We start from the raw sequence: 21,731 nt of genomic DNA, 5'->3' as shown, positions 1-21,731 counted from the left end.
CCCCTGTTGCTTCATGCCACGCCAGCGCCCCCCACACCGCCTCGCCCTCGGCGCCATCGCCTTGGCCTGCGTCCCCGCTGCCTGGGCGCAGGACGCTGGCGCACCCGCCGAGCCGATGCGCCTGGAGACCGTCGAGATCCAGGGCAAGCGCGTGCGCAATGCCGCCGGCCAGCAGACGCTGACGCGCGAGGAGCTGTCGCGCATCCCCGGAAGCAGCGGCGACCCGATGAAGGCCGTGATGGCCCTGCCCGGCGTGACCACCACCGACGACAGCAGCAGCGCTCCCGCCGTGAGAGGCGCGCGGCCGCAGGACAACGCCTACTACGTCGACTTCCTGCCCGTGGGCTACCTGTTCCACCTGGGCGGCTTCACCAGCACCTTCAGCCCCGACCTGATTCGCCGCTTCGACCTGGCCAGCGCCGCCTGGAGTCCCGAGTACGGCGACGTGGTGGGCGCGGTGTTCGACGTCTCGCTGCGCAACCCGCGCAGCGACCGCCTCGGCGGCAAGCTCGACTTCAGCCTGCTGGGGGCCAGCGCGCTGGCCGAAGGGCCCGTCGGCGAGGGTTTGTCCTTCTTCGTCGCCGGCCGGCGCAGCTGGTTCGACCTGGCCGTCAGGACGGTGGACGACGAGAAGGAAGGCGTCAGCCTCACCGTGCCCGTGTACCACGACTCGCAGGGCCGGCTGCTGTGGGCGCTGAACCCCGGCCATCGCCTGCGCCTGGACTTCAGCACCGCAAACGACCGCATCGACTTCACGACGAAGGAAGGCTCCAGGGCCGTGCAGCGCGACCCGGCGCTGCTGGGGAACAGCAGCCTGCGCCAGTCCTACAGCAGCTTCGCGCTCAGCTGGGAAGGCGACTTCACCGAGTCCACCACCCACCAGCTCGCGCTGGGCCGGATGACGACGCGCGACTTCACGCGCATCGGCAGCGCGGGCTCCTACGACGCCGAGGTCGCCACCACCTACCTGCGCGAGCAACTGCGCCTGGCCTGGACGCCGGAGCACGCCACGACGCTGGGCGGCGCGGTGAACAGCCGCCTCGTCGATCTGGAGCTGGACATCCAGGATCCGCGCTGTACCGAGTTCGACCCCAACTGCGACATCAGCACCGCCGGCCGCGTGGTCTCGCTGCAGAAGACGCGCCAGAACCAGGCCGAGGCTTACGCCCATCACCGATGGCAGCTGTCGCCGCAGTGGACGGCCACCGGCGGCCTGCGCGCCAGCCGCGACTTCTACCTGCGACAGACCTTCACCGAACCGCGCGCGGGACTGGAGTGGACCGTGCTGCCGCGCACCGTGGTGTCGGTGGGCGTGGGCCGGCACCACCAGCCGCCGCCCATCGAGCAGGCGCTGCGCGACATCGGCAACCCCCAGCTCGCCCACCTGCGCAGCACGCACCACGTGCTGGGTGTGACGCAGGCATTCGACGCGGGCTGGTCGGTGCGTGCCGAGGTCTACCGCAAGACCTTCACCGGCTATGCCGTCGACGACCCGGCGCTGAAGTACCGCAACGGCGGCAGCGGCACGGCCAGCGGTTTCGAGCTGCTGGTGAAGAAAGACGGCGGCGGAAAGCTGACCGGCTTCTTCTCGCTCAGCGTCTCGCAGGCGAAACGCCGCAACGACCTGACGGGCGAGAGCTTCCGCTTCGACTACGACCAGCCCGTCATCGCCACGCTGGTGGGCCAGTACAAGCAGTCGGACGCCTGGACCTGGGGCACCAGGTGGAGCTACCACACCGGCTCGCCGTACACGCCGGTGGTGGGCACGGGCGTGTACCCCGACGGGCGCACGAAGCCGGTCTACGGCGCCATCAATTCGCTGCGCGTGCCGGCCTACCACCGGCTGGACCTGCGGCTGGACCGCAAGGTGTCGCCCCGCCTCACTTACTACGCCGAGCTGATCAACGCCTACAACCGGAAGAACGTCTCGGGCTACCGCTACAGCCTCGACTACACGACCCGCGAAGACGTCTACCAGTTGCCGGTGCTGGTCTCTTTCGGGGTCCAGTACGCGTTCTAGCGTTGGCGCCTCGCGGGGGATCGAAAGGCCGGTGCAAGGCTCGAAATGTTCGGGCAGTCGTGCAGGCCGACCGTCGACTTCTCTTCAGCCTGGCTCGGTCGCCGGCACGGCGATGCCCAGGGCCAACGCCGTGCTCAGGAACCACAGGATCTCGAAGGCCGAGAGCCGGCCCGCCGAGGCCGCTTCGCCAACGCTCATGGCGCGCTGCGTCCAGGCGGCCACCAGCCGCGGCGTGCTCGGTCGCGCGAGGGCCGCAGGCTCCGGCGGGCGTGTGAGCTGGTAGCGGCCATTGATGGTGCGGGGCGAGACGCCTTGGTCGATGAGCACGTGCGTCAGGCCCCACAGCAGGGTCGACAGTCGCAAGGCGTGGGTCGCACCCGGCCACGACACGGCGTCGGGCGCGCGTTGCGGGTCGGCCAGATGCAACGGCCGCGCCAGAAGCTCGGCCTGCGACAGCGAGCTCGCGATGTCGCCGGTGCGGAAGTCGACGACCAGGCCGTGCCCGTCACCCACGCCGAACAGCGTTCGTCGGCGCTCGCCGGCGAGCAGTGCACCGACCAGCTGGTCCCGCAATGCGTGCAGCGCCATGCGGGCATGCTCGCGCTGCACGGCGCCGCGCGCCAGCTCGTACAGCGCCGCGGCGGCTTCGAGCACATCGGTCATCTCGCCGACCCGCAGCGGCGAGGCCACCGACAGGCCGCGCGGCGAGTCGGCCGGGGTCGCGCCGCGTGGCGTGAGCCGAACCAGCACCCGCGGTGGCGAGACGTACTTCGACCAGTCGTGCGGCACGAACAGCGTGGTGCAGGCGGTGGCGTCTTCCACCCAGCGCAGGCGCAGGCCGGCTTGGCCGTCGAGCATGCGCGTCATCGAGACCAGCACGGCACGATCGCGTGCATCGAGACCCAGGGCAGCGATGTCGAGCGCGCGCACCGGCGGCGATGCGTTCGCAGAGGATGGACCGGCCGCAGCGGACCCGGGGTGTTCGGACTGTTCTGGCATCGGGCGGGTCGAGTGCTCGCAGAGTGCACCGACGACCCAGTCTAGCGACTCGCCTGGCGATCTGCGCTCCAGACGCCGCATCACCTGTCCCAGGGCGGCGTCTCACCGCCGAATTGTTCGACGAGAAAGTCGACGAGCAGTCGCAGGGCCAAGGGCTGATGCTGGCGCGACAGGAAGATCGCGTGGATGCCCAGCGTCTCCGGTTCGAGTGCGGGCAACACACGCACCAGCCGACGGCGCTTCAAGTCGTCGCCGACCAGGTAGGTCGGCAGGATGCCGATGCCCCCGCCGTCGAGCACCGCACGGCGCAGGACGCCGGTGTCGTTCGTCGACAGCCGGTCGGCGACCGGCAGTTCCACGAGTTGCTTGCGCTGCCGGAAGCGGAACTGCGCGGCCCCGACGATCGCATGCGTCAAGCACTGGTGCGATTGCAGCGCCCGCGCCGTCTGGGGCTCGCCATGCAGTCGAAGATAAGCGGGCGCGGCGCAGAGGACCGAGCGGCACAGCGCCAGCGGCCGCGCGATCATCGTGGGGTCGAGCGAGTTGGTGATGCGCACGGCGAGATCGATGCGTTCGGCGGCCAGGTCGACGCTGCGGTCCGCGACCACCAGAGAGAAGACCACCTCCGGATGCTTCCGCTGGAACCGGACCAGCGCCGGGGCCAGCTGCGCCTCGGCGAACGATGCGGAACTGGTGATCCGCAGCCGGCCCGACGGAACGCGGCTGATCTCGCCGGCCTGGTGCTTGACGTCTTCTGCGAGGTCGAGGAGTTGACGGCACCCGGGCAACGCCACCTGCCCCGCCTCGGTCAGGCTGATGCGCCGCGTGGTGCGATGCAGCAATCGTGCGCCGAGCCAGGTTTCGAGGGCGGCGACGTAGCGGCTGACCATGGCGGTCGACATGTCGAGGCGCTCGGCCGCCTGGGTCAGGCTGCCGTGCTCGACGACGGTGACGAAGACGCGGGTGGCGGTGAGGCGGTCCATGCAGGATCTGGATTCAAACGAAACGTGCAACGGTCATTGTATCGACGCACTGTTTATCAATTGAAGTGCAGCAAATAGAGTCGTCTCCATCCCATCGACCCAGGAGAACCGAATGCTCACCCGCTTCCACTACGCCCGTCTGCTTCCGCTGTTCGCGCTCGGCATCGTCGTCGCCGACGGCGTCGGCGCGCAGACCGCCGCCGCACCATTGACCGTCAAGGTCTACAACGCCGAGGCCAGCAGCTTCCACGTCAACGCCGTCGTCGTCAGCGGCCCCAGCGAGGCGATGGTCATCGACAGCGGGTTCACCCGCGCCGACGCGCTGCGCGTCGCCGCCAACGTGCTGGACAGCGGCAAGACGCTGAAGACGATCTTCATCAGCAACGCCGACCCCGACTTCTACTTCGGCGCCGAGACGCTCAAGGGAATCTTTCCGCAGGCGCAGGTGCTGAGCACGCCGGCGGTGCGCGAGAAGATCCAGGCCAAGCTGGCAGGCAAGCTCGCGTTCTGGGGCCCGAAGATGGGCGCCAACGCGCCGACGCAACCCATCGTGCCCGAGGCGATTGCCGGCACCACGCTGAGCGTGGACGGTCAGGCCATCGAGGTGCACGGCACCGCGGGCGAGCTGGCGCACCGTCCGTACGTGTGGATCCCGTCGATCCGGGCCATCGCCGGCAACATCGGCGTGTTCGGCAACCTGCACGTGTGGACCGCGGACACGCAGAAGACCAGCGAGCGCCAGGCATGGCTCGCGCAGCTCGACGAGATGCAGGCGCTTCAGCCGACCCTCGTCGTGCCCGGTCACATGGCTGCCGGCACGCGGCTGGACGCGAGCGCGATCGCCTATACCCGCGACTACCTGAAGCGCTTCGAGGCCGAACTGCCGAAGGCGGCGAACGCTGCCGAGTTGATCGCGACGATGCAGAAGTCGTATCCGAAAGCCGGCCTCGGGATGGCGCTGGACATCGGCGCGAAGGTCAACAAGGGCGAGATGAAATGGTGAACGCGCAGCCCAGGGAGCGGCCTATCTGAGCGGCGAGAACGAAGTCGGCGCCAGGAAGGAGTTGTCCATCCTGGCGACGATCGGCCCCGAACTCTCGCTGGCCTGCCGCACCCGGATCCATTCCGGGTCCGTCACGAACTGGCCCCACTTCGTCTCCCGATCGGCCATGCTGTCCCACACCAGCATGTAGGTGAGCGCATTGCTGTCCGGTCCGACCGCCGTGGTCCAGTATCCGAGCTGGCGGATGCTGTGCCGATTCCAGATATCCACCGTGTGGTCGCGAAAGCGGGCCGATCGTCATCGGTCGAACGTCCGTCGGCTACCGGCAAGGCATTTGGCCCGCGAGGCGCTCGCTGTCATCATCCGCCTCGCGGGCCAGGCGTCATTCCGGCGTCGGCCACCCAGCTCAAACACCAGGCAACCTGCGATGCTCAAGAAGCTCCTTTCCCTGTTCCAGGGTTCATCTTCCACAAGTACGAAGCAGCAGTCTCCATCGTCCTCGCCCCAAGGTGACGACGCACCACTCGCACGATGGCTCGCAAAGGACGACCCCGAAAATACACTCGCGGTTGACGGGTTCGACTGCCACGCATTTACAAGCTCCATGCTTTCGACGACGAAAGATCCCGACATCGCAAGATCGTTCGTTTCGCTCAGGTCGGCAGACGGTCAAGCGATGCGTGGCAGGCTCCCTGAAGATTGCATCGAGATCCCCTGCGCGCTGTCGTACGAATACGGAGGTGAATCACTCGATGGAATCCTCTTCAAGTCAGCCGTGATGGAAGAGAAATGGGACATCTACCTGTACGAGAACCTCGTCTACTTCTGCCGCAGCTGGACGGGATCGCTCATCCTGGTGGCCGAGATCGCACCTGTGGAGACGTCGTTGCGGGTCTCCCGCATATGGGCATCACGCGCTCAAGAATCCGCATTCGCCCTCCAGCAGGTTGACTACCTGATCAAGAGCCACCTCTACAAGCTGCGCGTTCCCCATCCATTGCCCCTGGAACTGCAGAATGACTCGAAGGCGGCCGCTCTTTACTCCTTCAGCCAATACGGAAGAATCTGCTGCTTCGGCACATTCGAGAGCACGCTCGGATCCGCCATTCCGAAAAGCGCCTCGCGTACCCAGCCAGATGCCTGACCACGCCGTCAGTTCTGCCGTGCAACAGAGAGCAACTGTTGCGCCGCTTCCAATGGCTCGTCCCGCCCGCTTCGGACTCCATCGATCGTCTGATGCACGACGACGTGCGGCTGGATGCCGACACGCTGCAGCCGCGTGCCATCGGCGTGCCGGACATCCATCGTCGTCATCGTCACGTTGACGCCGCCGGGCAGCACGTCCACCGCGATCTCGCCGTTGGTTCCGGTGGTGGGCTCGCCGACCACCGTGATGGGGGCAGCCGCCTCCAGGACCAGGACGGCGTGCTCGGTAGCGCTCTGCCCTTCGATGCTGGTCAGCACCACGATGCGCCCGGCATAAGGCGCATGCGTGGCATCGAACCCGACGGGAACGACTTCGGTGCTGTCCTGTCCAGACCCGGACGCGGCGACCAAGCGCTGGCTGAAGACCGGGCCCTGCGTGCCCCCGATGCGATTCAACCGCCGCGCGACAGCCTGCACGCTGCCTTTCGGATAACCGCGCAGATCGAGAATCAACGCTCGGCAGGTCCCCAGCGCTTCGAACATCGCGTCCACCCGGTCGGGCAACAGATTGACCAGGTCGACGTAACCCACGTCGCCCGCCAGGCGCCGATAGCTTGGCCCCGAGGGAGCCTCTTCCTGGTGGAAGCTCGATCCTGAACGATCGAGCTTGACCGAACGCACGCCGCCCGAGGGGCCGATCACGGACAGGTCCACGACGCTCCCTGCGGGACCTCGCAACAAGCTTCGCAACACGTCGCGTTCACGGGCCGCCTCGGTCGAGCCCCCGATCAACGGGAGACGACGGTCGATGGCGACTTGCAGCGGCACGCCGTCGATCCCGAGCACCTCGTCCCCGACCTCCAGCGCTGCGCTGCGGGGCACGAGGCCGGCCGTCTTCGCGACGACGAGGTACCGGCCCTCGACCCGTTTCAGCCGGATCGCGATGGTGCCGCGGCCGAAATGGTCGGAGGCCATCGCGCCGGTCAACTGGGCATGCGTGTCCGCCAGAGCCACGGTGAAGACTGCCAAGGCCTCGATGTAGCGGCCGGGCGTCTCGGCCGCTGCCATCGCGTTGAAGACCTTCACCAAGGCCTCGGCCGAAACAGCCGCCGGGAGGCGTTGGTCCGTGGGAATCACGGCATCGGCAGTGGACCAGTACTTGATCGCCGCGACCCGGCGCCATTGCAGATCGGGCAGGCCCCTCTCCACGCGAGGATCCACGCCGCGGGCGCGCACGGTGGCAGGCACGCGCTGGTAGACCGGGGGGACGCCCCCATCGGCGCCTGTCGCCAGGCTGGCGACCGCCACGCCCACGGAAGGCGCAGTCGCCGCGGAGCGGCGGTCGTCCGGAATGCTGCCGTCGACGGCCGCCAGCTGGGTGCCATCGTCGAAGACGTAGTCACCCACGCTGAACTGAATGCCCAGCCCCGCATCCAGCGCCACCATCTCCACCCGACCGGCCCGTGGCAGGGCGGCCCCCACGCTGAACACCTTGGCCGCTCCATGCTTTTGCAGCGACAACGCCACTGCAGGCAGCTGCGTGCCGGCGTCGACCAGCATCGCCATCGGGATCCGCCGGGCCGCCACGGCCGGGTGGAGCACGCGGCTGTTCTGCACGAACACACCCGAACGTCGCCCGCCCACGAATGTGTCCGGGTCGAATCGGAAGTCGGAGCGAACCAGGCTGCGCTCGCCGGGCAGCCAGAGGTCCGTGTCGATGAAATGAGCCAGCACGGATTCCAGCGCGTTCGCGTCGAGAAAGTCGTGCTGGTTCACGGGGCGCAGATCGATCACCATGGCCTTCGCGCGAGCGGCGAGGGAGGCAACCGCGCGTTCCAGCCGCGCATCGAAGGAGTTCCCCGCACGCGAGTAGCTCATGCCCTGGTGAAGGTGCAGCAATGCGACGTCTCCCGGCATCCACTCGACCAGTTCGTCCAGCCCGAGGACCGGCTTCACGAACAACCGGGACCCTGCGGACGTGACTCGGTAGAAGGGATCGTGCAATGGCAGCATCATCCGGTCGACGACCACCCGCAATTCGCGATCGTTGCGGGCTGCGCACAACGCCGGCAGCGCTTCGGCCAGAGACCTGTCCCAGTCGACCTCGGACGCCGACAGATTCAGGTGCTGCCAGCGAACGGCGCTCCATAGCCTGGCAATGCCGACGATCCGCTCCGGAGCGCATTCGTCACCGGCATGGGCTCCGACGCCGAGGATCGCGAGGATGACGCCGACCAGGACGCGACACAACGACAGCCGGGTCATGCCAGGCATGCGCATCCTCTCGGCCCACGATGACAAGTGCAGACAAGACTGCCACCCATCTGATGGCCATGTTCAACATGGCTCGCAAGTTTGTTCATCGGTCGCAGTGTGGCACCAGCGCTGAGGCCGGCCTTCGCTAAGGCGCGCCTAAGCTTTCGCTAAGCGAGCGCCAAGCCACAGCGAACCAACATGGGTGGATGACACCCATGTTGAAAGCCGCGCTGCCGCTGGCGGCGAACGGTGCGCCGCTCGCGCGCCCTTTGGCGCAAGCACGCTGCCGCTCCGAAGCCCCGACCCAAGCGGTTCTGCTGCTCATCGCCACCCTGCTGCTGCTTCGCCTCTTCGCGATGGCTTGGCTGCCGCTGATGGACACCACCGAGGCGCGCTATGCCGAGGTCGGCCGCAAGATGCTCGAGCTCGGCGACTGGATCACGCCCTGGCACGACTACGGTGTCGCGTTCTGGGCCAAGCCCCCGCTCTCGTTCTGGCTCACCGCCGCGAGCATGAAGCTGTTCGGCGTCAACGAGTTCGCGGCTCGGCTGCCTCACTTCCTCTGCATGGTGATCGTGGCCGCCGCCTGCGGGCACCTGGCGGCCACACGCCGTGACACCTCGCCGCTGGCCGCCATCGGCATGCTGGCCGGCGCCGCACTGTCGCTGGTGGCAGCCGGTGCCGTGATGACCGATGCGGCACTCGTCGTCGGCACCACGCTGGCCCTGTGGGGCCTGTGGCAGGCATTGCAGGGACCACGACGGCGCACCGGCAACGCCTTGCTCTTTGCCGGCCTCGCGATCGGGCTGCTGGCCAAAGGCCCGCTGGTGCTTGTGCTGGTAGGCCTTCCGACGGCGGCATGGGCGGTGTGCACGCGGCAGGTCCGCCGCGTGATGACGGACGTTCCGTGGATCGCCGGGATGGCGGCGACGGTCGCGTGCGCCGGCTGGTGGTACCTCGCGGCCGAGCTGAAGACGCCGGGTTTCATCGACTACTTCATCGTCGGCGAACACTGGCACCGCTTCGTCACACCCGGATGGTCGGGCGACCGCTACGGCTTCGCGCACGCCTTCCCGCTGGGCACCATCTGGCTTTTCGCGCTGGCCTCGACCCTGCCATGGCCGCTGGTGCTGCTGGCTGCCGCATTCACACCCCGTGCAGCAAGGCCGGACGATGCCGGCGCAGATGCCGATGCACGCTCGTGGCAGATCTACCTCGCCTGCTGGTCACTCGCTCCGATGGTGTTTTTCACCGTCGCGCGCAACATCATCCTGCCGTATGCGCTGCCGGCCCTTCCGCCGATGGCGTTGTTGGCCGGTCAGTGGCTCCGGCGTCGCGTCGGCACCGAACGCATTCACGCCTGGGTCGCTGCCGGGCTGGCGCTGTCGACGGCCGGCGCACTGGCCCTCGTGATCACAGTTCGATTGCGTCACGCAACGGACCTCGGTTGCCGGTTTCGTGTTGCTTCACTTGCATCTGCCCCCGCCGGGCGACGGCAGCCCTGCCTGCCGGAACGCCACACCTTACGGCGGCATCCATCGCGGGCATCATTCAAGCCATTCAGCGGCGAAGCCGGCTCGCTGCGGCGGCCGGGCACTCGATGGCGACTCGGCGACCCCGCCCATTCCGTGCGATCTCCCACGACCGAGGGGCCGCACCGCAGCGTCTTAAGGATCGACTAATGCTTGGCTCCGCACAGTGCGTGCATGCCGAGCCTGATTCACGTCGCCCGCCCCATCCACCGCATCTGCGCGAGCCTGCTGCTCGGCCCGATCGCCTGCACGGTGCTGTCGCCGTCGACTTCGTGGGCCGATGATGAACCCCCTGCCCCACTGGAGGCCGGACTGCCTTCCGACGAGGCACTCGAGCAGGCTGGCGTGGTCATCGGCGAGATCCGCATCGACAATCTCGACATCTTCGACACGCGCCTCGAAGAAGAGGACAACACCATGTTCCGGCTCGCGAACTGGCTGCACCTGCAGACGAGGCGCGAGACCATCGAGCAGCAACTGCTGTTCGCGCGCGGCGAGCGCTACAACGCGCGGCTGCTGCGCGAGTCGGAACGCGCGCTTCGCGCCGACGGGTACCTGCGCGACGCACACATCCAGGTGACGGCGGTGCACGACGGCGTGGTCGACCTGGTGGTGTCGACGCAAGATGTGTGGACGCTGAAGCCGGGCGTGTCGTTCGGCCGCAAGGGCGGCCGCAACAGCAGCAGCATCGGCATCCAGGAGACCAACCTGCTCGGCCTGGGCAAGCAGCTGGGGGTGGACGTCAGCTCCGGCGTGGACCGCACGTCCAAGGCCCTGACCTACCAGGACCGGCAATTGTTCGGCAGCCGCTGGACGCTGTCGGGCGAGTACGACGACAACAGCGACGGACGCGCGCAGAAACTTGCGCTCGAGCGGCCCTTCTATGCGCTGGACACGCGCCGCGCCGGCGGCCTGTCGCTGCGCAACGAGCGCCGCGTCGACTCGATTTACTCGCAGGGCGAGGTCGTCAACCAGTACGACGTGCGCGATCGGCACGCGACGGGCTGGACCGGCTGGTCCGAGGGCCTGCACGACGGCGCTGCGTTGCGCTGGATGGCCGGTGCGACGTTCGACGAGCGCCGCTACGACCCGCTGCCCGCGCTGGGCGCGGCCAGTGTCGCGCCGGACGGCCGCCGGCTGTTGTACCCCTGGGTCGGATTCAGCTGGGTCGAAGACCAGTTCATCGCGACGCACAACCAGGACCAGATCGGCAAGACCGAGGACATCGCGCTCGGCTGGAACGTTCGCGGCCAGCTCGGCGCGAGCTCGAGCCGGCTCGGGTCCGACCGCAGCGCCGGCGTGTTCGACACCGGTTTCTCGAAGGGATGGATGCCGGATCCATCGCAGACCTGGCTGTTGGCGGGCAGCGCCGAAGGGCGCATCGAGCGCGCAGGCCTGAGCGGCGGCCTGTTCAAGCTGTCGGCCCGCTGGTACCAGAGGCAGTCGGCGCAGCGCAGCCTGTTCGCCTCGGTCAGCATCGACCGCGGCGTGCGTCTCGACCCGGACCAGCAGATCACGCTGGGCGGCGACACCGGCCTGCGCGGCTACCCGCTGCGCTACCAGAGCGGCAGCGGTCGGTGGCTCGCCACCATCGAAGAGCGGGCGTTCTCCGACTGGTTCCCGTTCCGCCTCTTCCACGTCGGCGGCGCCGTGTTCTACGACATGGGCCGCACCTGGGACGGCGCACTGCCGGGCGACTCGGCGCAGGGCTTGCTGCGCGACGCCGGTTTCGGGCTGCGCCTGGGCAACAGCCGCTCCGGCCTGGGCACCGTGGTGCACGTGGATGCTGCCTTCCCGATGGACGGCGACAAGTCGATCAAGAAGGTGCAGTTCATCGTCGAGGCCAAGCGCAGCTTCTGATGCTGCCTTGTCGACCAAGTCGCCACCAAGGCCTCGAGGCCAGCATGGCCGCCCCCCGATGGCAGTACCTCCACCCTGACCCGTTGCATGGGATGCATGAATGAGAGTTCTCCTGATCGAAGACGACGCAGTGGTCCCTCGACCTCGGTCTCAGTGCGGCGCCAGCTTGGGATGCCCGCCGCGCGGACGGATGCGATGCGTTGACGTCATGCGCGCTCGGGGGGAACCTGCAACCGGGCCACCGCGAGGTGCTGTCCCACCGTCAGCTCGAATGTCCAGCCGAACCGCTCGCAGATCCGATGCGCGATCTGGGTCCCAAGACCGAAGCCTGCCGTCGATGGCGTGTCGGGAAGCCCGTTCCGCACCTCGATGCTGCACTCGTCGACGACCACGTCGATGCGATCCGGGCCACCGTGGAAGACGGCGTTCTTCAGCATGTTGGCCACGAGCACGTGGACCGTCGTCGCTGGGGCCGACAGCGACAGCGGATGCCGCTCCAGGACCGAGAACGCATGGCTCGGGTTCTCGCCCATCAGATGGCGGATCAACGCTCTCACCCACGCTTCATCGATCGACACCGCGTCCGACACCGGCCGCACCGTGTCGCCGGACAGTTGCAGGAACGTGTCGACCAGCGCGTGCATGTCGCGCAGCCCGCGGCGAGCGCGCTCGATGGCCGGCCCCTGCTCAGGCCTGCCGTGCGCCTCGATGCGCTCGAGAGCCGCCTGCACGATGGCCGCCGGCGTACGCAGCTCATGGCTCGCGAAGCGGGTGAAACTGCGCTCCCGGTCCAGGACGTCCGTGGTTCTCTGCAGTGCGCTGTTGATCTGGACGACCAGGGCCTCGATCTCGACCGGGGAATTGGCCGGCAGTGCGACCTTCTCGAGGCTTCGGGGATCGCGCGCCGAGACCAGGCGCCCGACCTCCAGCATCGGCGCGGTAACGCGTCCGGTGATCCTCTTGCACAGCCACAGCAGCAGCAGGCCGAATGGAACGACGCCCGTCAGGTACCAGATGAAGACCTGAGATTCGATGGTCTCGGTCGGTTTGACCTCGGCATGGGACTCGACAACGTAGAAGGTGCGGCCGCTCGCATGGGACTGCGCCAGGACGTAGTAGTCCAGGTCCTGGTCGCCGAGCTCGACGATGCCGCGCTTGTCCGGCGACAACATCCGCTGCAGCTCGGGCGGGAGCAGGTCATGGCGGGGATAGATGACGGTGACAGGATCGATCCCGAGCGGCTCCTCCAACGTTGCCCGCTTGGCCCAGTGGTCGCCGATGTACTGCAGGCGGCGCTCGGTCTGGAAGTCCGAGCCCAGGTGCAGCGCCCCCTTCACGAGAAACGCGTTCACCGCAAACGTCAGCACGAGGACCGACAGCAGCAGATGCCACATCCTCGCGAACAGCGTCTGCGACCGCTCGCGGATGGAGACGAAGATGGCCATCAGGGCTCCAGGCAATAGCCTTGTTTGCCTCGCGTCTGGATGACTGCGCGGCCGCCAGCGTGGTGGATCAGTCGGCGAAGCTGGTAGAGATGCGTGCGCAATGCGTCGCTGGCAGGCCGGTCATCATCGCCCCACAAGGCGCTTTCGAGCTCATCGCGCGAGACGACGCGGGGCGCGTGTCGCATCAAGGTGTGAAGGAGGCGTCCCTGGAGCGGCGTCAGCGTGCAGGTCTCGCCCGACGAGATCAGCAGCCTCCAGTGCTTGGTGTCCAGCGTGAGGCCGGCGCCCTGAACGACGCCGGCACTGTTCGGGACGGTCAGGAACCTCCGGATCGCGGCCCGGACGCGCGCGACCAGCACCCTGGATTCGAAGGGTTTGACGATGTAGTCGTCGGCTCCCCGGTCGAGCCCCTCGACAACCTGGTCCGGGGCGCCCTGGGCGGTGAGCATCAGGATGGGTGAACGAAAACCATCATTGCGCAGTCGCGTGCAGACGTCGAATCCGCTGATGCGCGGGAGACCGACATCGAGCAGCACCGCATCGAAGGGAGGCGACGTGCTCTCCACCAGTCGCAGCGCCTGGGCACCGTCGCTGGCATGGTCCGGTTCGAAGCCGGACTCTTCCAGCATCTCCAGGATCGAAGCTGCCAGGTCTCGGTTGTCTTCGACGAGCAAAACACGTTCGCGATGCATCACGGGCCTCATGGATGGACGTCGCCTGCGGATTCGCTGCGCAGCCGGGAAACGTCACTGCCTTTCATTCTGGCCGTTGTCACCTCATTCGCTCAAGCCGCCCCAGAAAGGGGGCTCGGGACGCCTGGCCAATATCACGGTTGCTTCACGCATCGGGTGCCTCAATGCACTCACCGACCGGAGGCCACCCGGCCACGTCCGGCAGACAAGCGCCCGATGGCGCACCGCTTCAACCCACCCCTGGAGTTCCATGTTTTCCAACGTTCGTCTCGTCGCCAGAGCCGGTGTCCTCGCGCTGGGCATCCTCACACTGTTCCCTGCCCAGGCCGACGAGGACCGGCAGGGCTCGCAATGGGGCCTCGGCCTCGTGACCCTGTACGACCGCAAGCCTTATCGAAGTTTCGACAACAAGGCGAAGGCCCTGCCCTTCGTCTTCTACGACAGCCGCTGGGTCAGCCTGATCGGACCGACCCTCGATCTGAAGCTGCCGTCGATCGACTCCCTGTCCTTCAGCGCGAGGCTGCACTATGCCGGGGACGGATACGAGCCCGGCGACTCCCCCTACCTGGCCGGCATGGCCGAACGCAAGGCGAGCTTCTGGGTCGGCGGCGCGAGCAGTTGGAAGACCGATGTTGCAACGCTGTCCGTCGAACTCCTGGGAGACGCCTCCCGCAACAGCAAGGGCAAACGCGCCAGCCTGGGCATCGAACGCGAGTTCAAGGCCGGAGACTTCGACTTCACGCCGCGCCTCGCAGTCCACCGCTTCGACGGCAAGTACGTCACCTACTACTACGGCGTGCGCGCGGACGAAGCCACCTCGACGCGCGGGTCTTACCTGGGCAAGGCCGCGACGAACCTTGAAGCCGGGGTGCGGATCGGCTATTCGCTCGCACCGCGCCACAACCTGTCGCTCGACCTGAGCACGATCCGCCTGGGCTCCAGCATCAAGGAAAGCCCCCTGGTGGAGCGCTCCAGGCAAGACGGCGTCCGATTCGGCTACCTGTATCTCTTCTGAGCGATGCAGGCCACAAGCCCTCCGGGTCGCCTGTCGAAGGCGATGGCAAGCGCTGCCACGGGTGCCCGACGGCTGCCCGTCCGTGTCGAAGCCGGGACGCTGGCCGCGGTGCTGCTCATCGCCGCCTTGTTGACGCTGCGCCTGTTCGCCATGGCGTGGCTGCCGTTGATGGACACCACCGAGGCGCGCTATGCCGAGATCGGCCGCAAGATGCTCGAGCTCGGCGATTGGATCACGCCCTGGCATGACGACGGCGTGCCGTTCTGGGCCAAGCCGCCGCTGTCGTTCTGGCTCACCGCGGCCAGCATGAAGGTGTTCGGCGTCAACGAGTTCGCGGCACGGCTGCCCCATTTCCTCTGCATGCTGTTCGTCGCCGCGGCATGCGGCCGCCTGGCGGCATCACGCCGCGACACCCCACCGCTGGCCGCCGTCGGCCTGCTGTGCGGTGCGGCCCTGTCCCTGGTATCGGCCGGCGCGGTGATGACCGACGAAGCCCTCGTGGTCGGTACCACGCTCGCCCTGTGCGGCCTGTGGCAGGCCTTGCATGGGCCGCGGCATCGCGACGGCGCCATCTTGCTGTTTACAGGCCTGGCGATCGGACTCCTGGCCAAGGGCCCGCTCGTACTCGTGCTGGCAGGCTTTCCAACGGCGGCCTGGGCCATGTGGACAGGGCAGGGGCGCCGCTTGCTGAGGGACGTCCCGTGGATTCCGGGGCTGGCCGCGACGACCGCGGCGGTGGCCTGGTGGTACATCGCGGCGGAATTGAAGACGCCCGGCTTCATCGACTACTACATCGTCGGCGAACATTGGCACCGCTTCCTCACGCCGGGATGGTCCGGCGACCGCTATGGCTTTGCCCATGCCTTTCCTGCGGGAACGATCTGGCTCTTCGCGCTGGTTTCGACCCTGCCGTGGCCGCCGCTGCTGCTGGCCGCTGCATCCACGCCTCGCGTGCCGAGGTCAGAGGCTGCCACCCCCGATGCCGACACGCGCTCATGGCAAGCCTACCTCGCGTGCTGGTCACTGGCGCCGCTCGTGTTCTTCACGACGGCGCGCAACATCATCCTGCCGTATGTGCTGCCGGCCCTCCCGGCGATGGCGTTGCTGGCAAGCCATTGGCTGCGGCGTCGCGTCGGCTCAGGACGCATGCACGCCTGGATTGCCGGGGGACTGGCATTGTCGACCGCCGGCGCACTGGGACTTCTCATCCACGCCGAGCGTGCGGGCACTGTCGGCAGCAGGTCCGCCAAGGCCGTTGTCACCGCCTGGGAAGCGCAGCGCCGACAGAATGACGAGCCGTTGGTGTTCGTGACCGAACGACTTCACTCGGCTTCGTTCTACAGCGCAGGCCGGGCGGAGTTCGTCACGTCCCTGGCCGAAGCGCTGAAGCGCCTGGCACCGAACGGCGGCTTTGTCGCGCTGCGCGATGACGACGCCAGCCTCCTTGCACGGTTCGACTGCGTCACGCAGCGAACCGAGGCCGGCGGCTTCGTCCTGTTCCACCTGCCTTCGCCTCTCGGCGTGTTGTTCAGCGAAAGAATGTGCGCCCGTGATCGGCCCAATTGATCAGCACCAGCATCGGCGCCTCAAACTCGGTTTCCTCGTATCACTCGAAGGCCTGTCGAGGGGCCCTGCGAGGCAGCTTGCCAATGCGACCATCTTCGATCTCGGCCACGCGTTCTGTGGCCCGACGCGGGGCCTCAGCCTTGGTCCGGAAGTTCCCGAAGCGAGCCCCCGTGGAACCTCGCGTGATCTCACCGATTCAAGGCCGCTTGAACGGTCGCTAGCAGACGAACGAATTCACGCAGTCGACCGAGGCTGATGTTCGAAGTCGCCGAATCGGCACCGAGAAGCGGTCGCTGAGCGTCGAGGTGACTTGCTCGTATCGGCGATGCACGGAGTTGATGCAAGGCGGCTCAGCAGCGATTTCCCAAGTCGCTCTACATGTGCACCATATACGGCTGTGTGGTGAAGTCCGTTGAAGCGCAGGAGTAGCCGTCGGCATAGCGCAAGAGGATTGGACGATCCATGGCTATCGCTTGCTGAGCGACGGCCATATAAGGCTTCGTTGATTGCGCCGACCATGCGCCAAGCGTCTTCCAGAAGCCCCCGTTCTGATCAGTTACGTAAATGAGGACATCTCCTTGTTGAGCTTGTACTGACGCGACTTTGTACGGACCACAATCGACTGCGTTGGCTGAAGTGCTGGCAAGCCCCATGGCAACGGCGAAGATCATTGCAGATGAAGTCCGTCGAGTTTCATTGATCGGCCTGCCGTGGTGCAGTTCTTCCATGGAAGTCTCTCTGTATTGATGGGGTTGGGGATATTGTTCTCGATGGTAGCCGGCCGCAACCTCGGGGTTGGTCGATCAAAGAAGGATTCTTTGATCAGAGAGGTCACCGAAGTTGGAGGGCAGAAGCCAGTCACCAAAGCGGTCAATGGCGACAGACGGTTTGTGGCCGATCGCGTCGGGATGAGCCGGGCGGGTGAGTCCGAGAAGTTCATGCAAGAACGACCTCTCCACACGCTGTCCGACGCGGCCCCCATCAAAGCGGGTTGGCAGTGTCGCAACCAGCGGGCAGGCTGGGTTGAAGCAGGTCCCACAGGTTGCCGTAGAGATCCTCGAACACCGCAACTTTGCCGTAGGGTTCGACCTTTGGAGGGCGAACGAACGACACACCTTTGGCCCTGTAACGTGCGTAGTCGCGTTCGAAGTCGTCGGTGTAGAGGAACAGGAAAACTCGCCCGCCAGTCTGATCCCCTGTCCGCTCCACCTGTTGAGGATCTGATGCGCGAGCGAGAAGAAGCCGCGACTCTGTGGCGCCAGGCGGGGAAACGACCACCCATCGCTTGTTCTGTTCAGGGACAACTGAGTCCTCGACCAGCAAGAACCCAAGTGTGTCCACGTAGAACGACAGGGCCTCGTCGTAATCTCGAACCACGACAGAAACCAGCCCAAGTGATTGCTTCATCTTCGAATCGCCAGCGCACAGTTGATGGAGCAATGACTGTATCGGCGATGCGTTGGAACACCTGGGGAGCCCGGGTCCACGATTTCTTCGGCAGACTTTGTGACGTCGCGCATGGGGAGAGCGCTTCTAGGAAGCGTTCCTCGGACAGCGGTTGTAGCTTGACGAGCATAAGGGGCAACGGTATCCGAAACCGGGCGTTCTCGACCGTCCTTATCTGGCCGGAGTAAGACAGCGGTGCCTACGTCAGCCGGCTTCGTACTTCCATCAGAGCAAAGCCGAGAAGGTTCAGCCCGTGCCACGCTCCCGGATGCGAGGCGGCCATATCGTTCGCGGCCAAGCCAATGCCCCAGATGCGATCTACCGGGCTGGCCTCGACGAGCACGCGGTTTCCCGTGGCGAGCAAGTAGTCCCGCATGGCAAGATTCTGCGAGAACTTCGCCTGGTTTGCCCTCACGACGATCTCAGAGCGCGAGGTCTCCCAAACGGCGTCGTCGAAGGCCTCCACAGTTCGGCCGAGCTTCTTTGCCTCTGCTGGCGTTCTGCAGGCCATGATTCGAATGCGGGCCGCCTCATCGCCAAAGAGCCGCGCCTTCTCCGCCATCATGAAATGCTCGGCGGTCGGGTAGTGCTGTCCATCCACCTCGAAGCCGGCCTCGAACCACTGGCTGAGACACCCCTTTCCGACGGAGCCGTCGGCGGTCGGTTGGTGGCCCCAAAAGAACAGGTACTTGAGCGAGGCGCCTGCGTCGAGCAAACGTAGCAGGTCGTCGACAGTGCGAGGGCGCACGTTTTCCATCATGGCAGTCGTTGGTAGATGCAATCGATAACGGTGACGAACTGCGCGGGGCATGATCGATGTAGTTAGCCCCATCCAAAAGCCGCCGCTCGCGAGAGGAAGCTCATGGCCGTCAACCATCAGTGGGTCGGTCGTCGAACGAGCCGTCAATCCGAGCCTCGGAAGGCTCGTACGGGGAGACAACAGACTCGTCTGCCGCACGCAAGCGTCCATGCAAGAGCAAGATGGCCACGAGCAAAGGCACTGCCGCTGCGCACAGGACGAAGAGCAACCCTCGCTTGCTTGCCGCAACGGCGATCACACTTGTGTACGCGTGGAGTTCCTGGCTGTACCCCCATTGGACAAGCGCAATGACGGCTTCTCGGGCAATAAACAATGTCGCAGCAGCGAGACCCAGTGCGAGCACGGATACTCCGATTCTTGATTTGACCTTGTGGAGCACAAGGAGCGATGCTGGATAGGTGGCAGAAGCCGCCAGGAGGATGAACAGTGCCACTTGAACGCCCGTATCGAAGCCGGACGACTGGAACCACATGGCCTCTCGCCACCACGCAACTGCCGCTATGGCAAGCGGCAACAACGCGAGAAGATTGCGAGGCTCTCTCAGCTGGCGAAGTGGCGACATGGGACGTGTTCTCAGTCTCGACGGGGCATCTCGCAGCATCGTAGTTCGAATCGACCGAATGTCCGATCTCACCAGCGCAGGTGTCGCTCTGCCCACCACTCGACCAACTGGTTAGTGACGGAGTCCCTCAAAGCGGCCATCGGCGAAGGACTGCTTGTGGCCGAGGCTGTGTGAAAACCCGATCCGAGATCTGGAGAGCCCGCGTAGAGTTTGAAGGCATATCGAGAAAGAGTCGATATGCCGAGGTTCGTTGAAGGTCAGGATCGGCACCACGTGACGCTGCTGCCCGAGTCGCTGGACGAGTTCATTGCCGAAGACAACGCGGTCCGAGTCGTCGATGCGTTCGTCGAGGAACTGGATCTGGCATCAATGGGCTTCGAGGGCATGACACCAGCGGTGACAGGCCGCCCGTCGTACGATCCAGCGGTGCTGCTCAGGATCTACATCTACGGCTACCTGAATCGCGTGCAGTCCAGCCGACGTCTGGAGCGGGAATGCCAGCGCAACGTCGAAGTGATGTGGCTGACCGGCCGCCTGGCGCCGGACTTCAAGACCATCGCCGACTTCCGCCGCGACAATGGGGCGGGCATCCGCGCCGTGTGCCGCCGCTTCGTCGAACTGTGCCGCGACCTGAAGCTGTTCTCGCAAGCGGCCGTGGCGATCGATGGCAGCAAGTTCAAGGCGGTCAACAGCCGTGACCGCAACTTCACGCCGGCCAAGATCGAGGCACGCAAGAAGCAGATCGAGGAGAGCATCCAGCGCTACCTGGACGTGCTGGACTCGGCAGACCGGACGCAGCCCGGCGAGTTCGTCGCCAAGACCGACAGGCTCAAGGACAAGGTGAAGACGCTGCGCGAGCAGATGCGGCGCATGGATCGGTGGCAGGAGCGCCTGGCGCGGCAACCCGAGCCACAACTCTCGCTGACCGACCCGGACTCGCGTTCGATGATGTCGCAGGCCAAAGGCACGGGCGTTGTGGGCTACAACGTGCAGGTGCTGTCGGCACTAAGCACCATCTGATCGTGGCGCACGAGGTCACCAACATCGGCAACGATCGGGCGCAGCTCACGAAGATGGCGGCCGCAGCGCGCGAAGCGATGGCCAAGCCGAAGCTACGCGCCTACGCCGACCGAGGCTACTTCAATGCGCAGCAGATCAAGGGGTGCGATGACGCGGGCATCGTGCCGTTCGTGCCGAAGCCGCTGACCTCGAACGCGAAGGCCGAAGGCCGCTTCGACAAGCGCGACTTCATCTACATCGCCAAGGACGACGAATATCAATGCCCGGCGGGCCAGCGCGCGATCTACCGCTTTACGCGAGACGAGCGTGGCCAGCAGATCCGGCGCTATTGGAGCAGCGCATGCCCGCAATGCCCGATGAAGGCGCAGTGCCCGCCCAGCGACTACAGGCGGATCTCCCGGTGGGAGCACGAGGAGGTTCTCGATGCCATGCAGCGGCGCCTGGACCAGCAACCCGAGGCGATGACGCTGCGCCGGTGCACGGTCGAACACGTCTTCGGAACGCTCAAGCACTGGATGGGTTCGGCGCACTTCCTGACCCGCCCGCTGCGCAACGTCGGCACCGAGATGAGCCTGCACGTGCTCGCCTACAACCTGAAGCGCGTGTTGCGAATCCTGGGCATGGCCAAGACGATGAAGGCGGTCAGTTCGATGGGGGTGTGAGCCCCTTGTTGCCTCAAAATACCCGTTCGGGGGCGTCCCGTAGCCTGCGTGAAGCCCTCAGGCGGCATCACGACACTGTGGATCGCGACGCAATCGTTCAACGGCTCGCATCGCCGATGGATGCGGTGCTATTGCGTAGTTCTCACACAGCCTCGGCCGACATGCGACAGTTCCGGGTACGACAGGGCGGACCGTTGGACGGGGCCATGCTCCGCGTACCGGCGCCGGTCTCACGGCATGATGGCGAGGAGCCTTGATCAGCTCAGAACCACGGACACAACGTCCACTCGTATCGGCCCGGAACAATGAATGCACGCGAGGATCGCATCGCCGAACTCGTCAAGAAGTGCCTGGCCGTTTGAGTCGAAGTCGTTTGACGCAGTAAGGGTGAGCGTGCCTGAAGCCCAACTGCATTCCACATCCGTGTGCCATGGCCGGTGAGAGAACTCCTCAAGGATGCCGGGCACCGCGGCGGCCCCCTCCGCCTCTGACAATCCTGAACACTGCACAGCAATCCTCAACATCGATACCTCTCGCCTTTAGTCGCATTCCGCGGCGCTCTTCAATCCACGTCGAGCTTCAGCCATCTCAATCGGATCATCGCGGCAACCTCGTGAAGCACGCGAAAGGCGTCGTTCGCGATTGACTGCAAGTGGCCGATCACGGGCTTCCGACGACCCATAGCGGAAATCGCAGAGGCCGAT

At 66.0% G+C, this 21,731-nt stretch carries 16 protein-coding genes and 2 pseudogenes; 8 read left to right on the top strand and 10 right to left on the bottom strand.

What is annotated here, in order from left to right:
- The first annotated feature begins 115 nt into the window (after positions 1-115).
- Entirely contained in the window at positions 116-2,020 is a 1,905-nt protein-coding gene (locus tag ASC98_RS07410; RefSeq protein WP_162249324.1) for a TonB-dependent siderophore receptor, read from the top strand.
- An 84-nt stretch (positions 2,021-2,104) separates the two neighbouring features.
- On the opposite strand, the gene ASC98_RS07405 is transcribed toward ASC98_RS07410, so the two are convergent.
- Positions 2,105-2,950: a hypothetical protein gene (locus tag ASC98_RS07405; RefSeq protein ID WP_056810747.1), complete on the bottom strand. Its 846-nt coding sequence runs from the start codon at positions 2,948-2,950 to the stop codon at positions 2,105-2,107.
- A 149-nt stretch (positions 2,951-3,099) separates the two neighbouring features.
- The gene (locus ASC98_RS07400) at positions 3,100-4,002 is read right to left on the bottom strand and encodes a LysR family transcriptional regulator (RefSeq protein ID WP_056810745.1); all 903 of its coding nucleotides are present in this window, start codon (positions 4,000-4,002) and stop codon (positions 3,100-3,102) included.
- 112 nt (positions 4,003-4,114) lie between these two features.
- Between ASC98_RS07400 and ASC98_RS07395 the strand changes: the two genes are divergently transcribed.
- Positions 4,115-5,005, top strand: coding sequence for an MBL fold metallo-hydrolase (locus ASC98_RS07395; protein WP_056810742.1), 891 nt, complete (start codon positions 4,115-4,117; stop codon positions 5,003-5,005).
- Between the two features lie 21 nt (positions 5,006-5,026).
- On the opposite strand, the pseudogene ASC98_RS07390 reads toward ASC98_RS07395, so the two are convergent.
- Positions 5,027-5,284 (bottom strand): annotated as a pseudogene (locus ASC98_RS07390) (NIPSNAP family protein); the annotation flags it as partial.
- Between the two features lie 148 nt (positions 5,285-5,432).
- Here ASC98_RS07390 and ASC98_RS07385 point away from each other — a divergent pair.
- The gene (locus ASC98_RS07385) at positions 5,433-6,149 is read left to right on the top strand and encodes a hypothetical protein (RefSeq protein WP_157598123.1); all 717 of its coding nucleotides are present in this window, start codon (positions 5,433-5,435) and stop codon (positions 6,147-6,149) included.
- A gap of 8 nt (positions 6,150-6,157) precedes the next feature.
- Here ASC98_RS07385 and ASC98_RS07380 read toward each other — a convergent pair whose 3' ends face one another.
- Positions 6,158-8,416, bottom strand: coding sequence for a S41 family peptidase (locus ASC98_RS07380; protein WP_157604799.1), 2,259 nt, complete (start codon positions 8,414-8,416; stop codon positions 6,158-6,160).
- 206 nt (positions 8,417-8,622) lie between these two features.
- Here ASC98_RS07380 and ASC98_RS07375 point away from each other — a divergent pair, with 206 nt between their 5' ends.
- Both ASC98_RS07375 and ASC98_RS07370 read left to right on the top strand, forming a co-directional pair.
- Positions 8,623-10,089, top strand: coding sequence for a glycosyltransferase family 39 protein (locus tag ASC98_RS07375; RefSeq protein WP_056810733.1), 1,467 nt, complete (start codon positions 8,623-8,625; stop codon positions 10,087-10,089).
- A 24-nt stretch (positions 10,090-10,113) separates the two neighbouring features.
- The gene (locus tag ASC98_RS07370) at positions 10,114-11,799 is read left to right on the top strand and encodes a hypothetical protein (protein WP_056810730.1); all 1,686 of its coding nucleotides are present in this window, start codon (positions 10,114-10,116) and stop codon (positions 11,797-11,799) included.
- Between the two features lie 206 nt (positions 11,800-12,005).
- Here the strand turns inward: ASC98_RS07370 and ASC98_RS07365 are convergent, their stop codons facing one another.
- Together ASC98_RS07365 and ASC98_RS07360 are read right to left on the bottom strand one after the other, a co-directional pair.
- A complete protein-coding gene (locus ASC98_RS07365; RefSeq protein ID WP_056810728.1) occupies positions 12,006-13,244 on the bottom strand; it encodes a HAMP domain-containing sensor histidine kinase in 1,239 nt (412 codons plus the stop codon).
- Entirely contained in the window at positions 13,244-13,936 is a 693-nt protein-coding gene (locus tag ASC98_RS07360; protein ID WP_162249325.1) for a response regulator transcription factor, read from the bottom strand. The genes ASC98_RS07365 and ASC98_RS07360 overlap by 1 nt, the downstream gene beginning before the upstream one ends.
- A 250-nt stretch (positions 13,937-14,186) precedes the next feature.
- On the opposite strand from ASC98_RS07360, the gene ASC98_RS07355 reads away from it, so the two are divergent.
- Positions 14,187-14,951 (top strand): MipA/OmpV family protein, encoded by a 765-nt coding sequence (locus tag ASC98_RS07355; protein WP_056810722.1) that lies wholly within the window; start codon positions 14,187-14,189, stop codon positions 14,949-14,951.
- Positions 14,952-14,993: 42 nt separating this feature from the next.
- Positions 14,994-16,517 carry a glycosyltransferase family 39 protein gene (locus ASC98_RS07350; RefSeq protein ID WP_056810719.1) on the top strand — a complete coding sequence of 508 codons (1,524 nt, stop codon included), beginning with the start codon at positions 14,994-14,996 and terminating at the stop codon, positions 16,515-16,517.
- A 374-nt stretch (positions 16,518-16,891) separates the two neighbouring features.
- Here the strand turns inward: ASC98_RS07350 and ASC98_RS29355 are convergent, their stop codons facing one another.
- From ASC98_RS29355 to ASC98_RS07335, 4 genes are all read right to left on the bottom strand, one after another.
- Positions 16,892-17,245: a hypothetical protein gene (locus ASC98_RS29355; protein WP_200953081.1), complete on the bottom strand. Its 354-nt coding sequence runs from the start codon at positions 17,243-17,245 to the stop codon at positions 16,892-16,894.
- A 253-nt stretch (positions 17,246-17,498) separates the two neighbouring features.
- Positions 17,499-17,924: a VOC family protein gene (locus ASC98_RS07345; RefSeq protein ID WP_056810716.1), complete on the bottom strand. Its 426-nt coding sequence runs from the start codon at positions 17,922-17,924 to the stop codon at positions 17,499-17,501.
- Between the two features lie 238 nt (positions 17,925-18,162).
- Entirely contained in the window at positions 18,163-18,723 is a 561-nt protein-coding gene (locus tag ASC98_RS07340; protein WP_056810713.1) for an NADAR family protein, read from the bottom strand.
- A 109-nt stretch (positions 18,724-18,832) separates the two neighbouring features.
- A complete protein-coding gene (locus ASC98_RS07335; protein ID WP_157598126.1) occupies positions 18,833-19,345 on the bottom strand; it encodes a hypothetical protein in 513 nt (170 codons plus the stop codon).
- A gap of 237 nt (positions 19,346-19,582) precedes the next feature.
- On the opposite strand from ASC98_RS07335, the pseudogene ASC98_RS07330 reads away from it, so the two are divergent.
- Positions 19,583-21,027: pseudogene (locus ASC98_RS07330) on the top strand (IS1182 family transposase).
- Positions 21,028-21,731 lie beyond the last annotated feature (704 nt).

Origin of the sequence: Rhizobacter sp. Root1238 (genome assembly GCF_001425825.1) — a bacterium.
Classification (GTDB): Bacteria; Pseudomonadota; Gammaproteobacteria; order Burkholderiales; family Burkholderiaceae_C; genus Rhizobacter.
The sequence above is the reverse complement of the archived record's forward strand: the minus strand, read 5'-3'. Positions and strand labels throughout refer to the sequence as shown.

What these genes read in the sequence shown, in the direction of transcription:
- ASC98_RS07410 (WP_162249324.1), top strand. Translation starts at nt 116, where the DNA reads ATGCGCCTGGAGACCGTCGAGATCCAGGGCAAGCGCGTGCGCAATGCC.
- ASC98_RS07400 (WP_056810745.1), bottom strand. Translation starts at nt 4,002, where the DNA reads ATGGACCGCCTCACCGCCACCCGCGTCTTCGTCACCGTCGTCGAGCAC.
- ASC98_RS07395 (WP_056810742.1), top strand. Translation starts at nt 4,115, where the DNA reads ATGCTCACCCGCTTCCACTACGCCCGTCTGCTTCCGCTGTTCGCGCTC.
- ASC98_RS07385 (WP_157598123.1), top strand. Translation starts at nt 5,433, where the DNA reads ATGCTCAAGAAGCTCCTTTCCCTGTTCCAGGGTTCATCTTCCACAAGT.
- ASC98_RS07380 (WP_157604799.1), bottom strand. Translation starts at nt 8,416, where the DNA reads ATGACCCGGCTGTCGTTGTGTCGCGTCCTGGTCGGCGTCATCCTCGCG.
- ASC98_RS07375 (WP_056810733.1), top strand. Translation starts at nt 8,623, where the DNA reads ATGTTGAAAGCCGCGCTGCCGCTGGCGGCGAACGGTGCGCCGCTCGCG.
- ASC98_RS07370 (WP_056810730.1), top strand. Translation starts at nt 10,114, where the DNA reads ATGCCGAGCCTGATTCACGTCGCCCGCCCCATCCACCGCATCTGCGCG.
- ASC98_RS07365 (WP_056810728.1), bottom strand. Translation starts at nt 13,244, where the DNA reads ATGGCCATCTTCGTCTCCATCCGCGAGCGGTCGCAGACGCTGTTCGCG.
- ASC98_RS07360 (WP_162249325.1), bottom strand. Translation starts at nt 13,936, where the DNA reads ATGCATCGCGAACGTGTTTTGCTCGTCGAAGACAACCGAGACCTGGCA.
- ASC98_RS07355 (WP_056810722.1), top strand. Translation starts at nt 14,187, where the DNA reads ATGTTTTCCAACGTTCGTCTCGTCGCCAGAGCCGGTGTCCTCGCGCTG.
- ASC98_RS07350 (WP_056810719.1), top strand. Translation starts at nt 14,994, where the DNA reads ATGGCAAGCGCTGCCACGGGTGCCCGACGGCTGCCCGTCCGTGTCGAA.
- ASC98_RS29355 (WP_200953081.1), bottom strand. Translation starts at nt 17,245, where the DNA reads ATGGAAGAACTGCACCACGGCAGGCCGATCAATGAAACTCGACGGACT.
- ASC98_RS07345 (WP_056810716.1), bottom strand. Translation starts at nt 17,924, where the DNA reads ATGAAGCAATCACTTGGGCTGGTTTCTGTCGTGGTTCGAGATTACGAC.
- ASC98_RS07340 (WP_056810713.1), bottom strand. Translation starts at nt 18,723, where the DNA reads ATGATGGAAAACGTGCGCCCTCGCACTGTCGACGACCTGCTACGTTTG.
- ASC98_RS07335 (WP_157598126.1), bottom strand. Translation starts at nt 19,345, where the DNA reads ATGTCGCCACTTCGCCAGCTGAGAGAGCCTCGCAATCTTCTCGCGTTG.